The sequence below is a fragment of the Filibacter tadaridae genome, from assembly GCF_900609045.1.
GTDB classification, from domain to species: Bacteria; Bacillota; Bacilli; order Bacillales_A; family Planococcaceae; genus Sporosarcina; species Sporosarcina tadaridae.
On sequence record NZ_UXAV01000010.1, the window covers coordinates 1 to 2,993 of the forward strand.

Genomic DNA, 2,993 nt, shown 5'->3' on the forward strand with positions numbered 1-2,993 from the left:
TGTTAATGCTGTCTAAAAACGTCCGTTTACTGATGGTATTGCCTGTCCAGGTTCTGACGGATATAATGTCCTTAGGAAATCTGGAGAAAGGAAAAGACGCCTTCCATGTTGCCGGCCATTACAGTGGTCGGCGGAAGACGTCCTTCACAAATATGATAATCGTACATAATTATACCATAGAAGAAGATCGCCTAAAAGGGGTTTTTAGTTCGATGTACAGAACGAGTGCCGTGCCCTTGCTGTAATGGAATGGACTTTGAAGTAATTGGATCAAGGGGGAGAAAAGTACGTAGGGACGATGGAGAAACAGAACGTTATGTGATCAGACGATTACGTTGTGCGAGCTGCCGTAAGATTCACCACGAACTACCCGACTTTATCATTCCTTATAAACGATATGATGCCAATGTAATAGAAGAAGGGATTTGGCCATCTGAACCTTCGGTTCTACCGGTTGATGAATCAACTCTATATCGTTGGAAGCAATGGTTTCAAGCACTGGCGGACTATTGGCTTTTCATCTGTCAGTCTCTTCTGATTCAATATGCCGAAAAACCTCCGATGGATGACTTGTCCTCTCATTCATTGCCTGTACATCAACGAATTGGACAGTGGTTTGGTAGAAAACCAGGATGGCTGGGGAAACTTGTCCATCCGGTCGCCAACCATCATTTTTGGATACATACCCGTTCTGCCTGTCTGACCGAGGCTGGATGAATTACACTCCAAGAGAAGTGAAAGGAGTGGTTCATCAATGAATCGACGACAGATTGAAGAAAAAGCGACAAACCGCTATCAATTGATTTCCCCATTGTTACAAGAGGGCCTGGATCCCCAGAAATCAAAACAGCTACGCGTCGCAATCAGTAAGGAATGTGGATTATCTGAGCGTACACTGAGACGGTATGTGGCTCAGTTTCGTAAGGATGGATTTGAAGGACTGAAACAAAAGACTTATCGAAAAACAGAAGAAAGTCAGGAGGATTCGGTACTGGAACAGGCAATTCTACTTCGCCGGGAAGTACCGAGCCGAAGCATCTCCACTATCATACAAATTCTTGAGTGGGAAGGTCTTGTGGAAGCAGGAAGTCTTAAGCGTTCTACGTTACAGGAAAAGCTTGCAAAGCGGGGGTACAGCTCGAGGCAAATGAGAATGTATCATGAGACCTCAGGTGCCGTGCGGCGCTTCCAGAAGAAAAACCGGAATCAACTTTGGCATTCAGACATAAAATACGGACCCTACTTACCAATTGGTGCCGACGGAAAGAAGAAGCAGGTGTATATGGTGGCCTTTCTGGATGATGCCACCCGGATGCCTCTTCATGTCTCATTCTATCCGATGTTGGATGCACGTTGCGTAGAAGAAGCGTTCCGGGATGCCATTCGAAAACACGGCGTTCCAGACAGTGTGTATTTTGATAATGGCAAGCAGTACCGCACAAAATGGATGGCACGTACCTGCTCAAAATTAGGAACACGGCTACTTTATGCTCGTCCTTACTCACCAGAATCAACCGGAAAGGTAGAAAGGTTTAATAGGACGTTCGATGGTTTCCTTCAAGAAGCAAAATTAGAAGATTGCCAGACACTGGACGAGTTGAATGGGTTGTTGGAGGTCTGGATTTCCGAGTGTTACCTTCATAAAGGTCATAGTGCATTAAAAAACCAAGTAAGTCCGTTCACTGCTTTCCGAAGCGATTCCCACCCCATCCGTATGGTCTCTGCCGAAGAGCTTGCTACGGCCTTCCTTCATGCGGAAACCAGGAAAGTCGATAAGTCAGGATGCATTAGTTTTCAGGATAAGAAGTATGAGGTGGGACTCAATTTTGTGGGTTGCAGAGTGGAAATCACATATGATCCTTCTGATGTCACTGAACTGACGGTCGATTTCGAAGGCTATCCGACATGGAAAGCGAAGGAACTCGTTATTAGCGATCGCGCAGGCAAGCGTCCTTCTCTACCGGAACATATGACGAAAGCAACTGTCTCGAAATCACGCCTTCTTGAAGCTGCAAAAGAACATACGAAGCAGCGAAAAGAGGTTGCCGTTATGCCAGCTGTCTCATATCGCAACCTGGGTAACGGAGGTGATTTCCATGTTTGAGCACTTTTACGGAATGGAAAGAACACCTTTCTCGCGTGATATACCGACTGGGGAGTTGTATGAGTCCGCAGGACTCTCAGAGATTCTAGGGCGATTAAAGTACGCTGCAGAGCGGCAGCTGTTTGCGGTAATGACAGGTGATTGCGGGCTAGGAAAGACAACCGCCATCCGTAAATTCACGGATGAGCTGGATACCTCTCGGTTCAAACTACTCTATCTTTCCGATTCCAAGTTAACACCTCGTCACTTTTATAAAGGGATGTTGGAACAGTTGGGATTGGAAGCGAAGTTCTATCGGGGAGACGCAAAACGGCAGCTCCATCGGGAAATTGAACTAATGAAAGGGATACATGGCCTAACGCCGGTTGTTGTAGTAGATGAGGCTCATCTATTGGATCGAGAGATGTTGGAGGAGGTCCGTTTCCTTTTGAATTTTAAAATGGATGCGCAAAGCCCGATGGCCCTCATTATGGTCGGCCAAAGCGAACTGTGGGACAAGCTTCAGCTACAATCCTTCTCTGCAATCCGTCAACGAATTGATATCCAAAGTAAACTGGGACATTTAGAACGTGCCGAAGTGTCTCAGTATATCGAACGGCATATGGTCTACGCCGGAGTGGAAAGAGATATCTTTTCAGAAGCAGCGATTGATGAAATTCACCAATACACTGGTGGTGCATTCCGGCTAATCAACAAGCTGGCGACCCATTGTTTACTCTATGGAGCACAGAACAGTTATCGTATCATCGATGACCGAATGGTGAAGAAAGTCTTTGAAGGAGAACTTGCATAAGTTCTCTTTTCTTTTAAATATGCATGGACAGAAATTCAAGCAATCACTGGACAAAGGAAAACGTTAATTTCCGGTCAGATTCTTACGTCAGTAACA

At 45.7% G+C, this 2,993-nt stretch carries 4 protein-coding genes; all 4 read left to right on the top strand.

The window, feature by feature from the left end:
* A partial coding sequence (locus FILTAD_RS15900; RefSeq protein WP_203229606.1) for a hypothetical protein occupies positions 1-245 on the top strand: 245 nt, incomplete at its 5' end.
* Between the two features lie 4 nt (positions 246-249).
* Positions 250-717, top strand: a complete 468-nt coding sequence (locus FILTAD_RS00205) for a DUF6431 domain-containing protein (RefSeq protein ID WP_124068498.1) — start codon at positions 250-252, stop codon at positions 715-717.
* Positions 718-754: 37 nt separating this feature from the next.
* The gene (locus FILTAD_RS00210; RefSeq protein ID WP_124068499.1) at positions 755-2,104 is read left to right on the top strand and encodes a DDE-type integrase/transposase/recombinase; all 1,350 of its coding nucleotides are present in this window, start codon (positions 755-757) and stop codon (positions 2,102-2,104) included.
* Entirely contained in the window at positions 2,097-2,897 is an 801-nt protein-coding gene (locus FILTAD_RS00215; protein WP_124068500.1) for an ExeA family protein, read from the top strand. Before FILTAD_RS00210 ends, FILTAD_RS00215 begins: the two co-directional genes overlap by 8 nt.
* Positions 2,898-2,993: the final 96 nt, after the last annotated feature.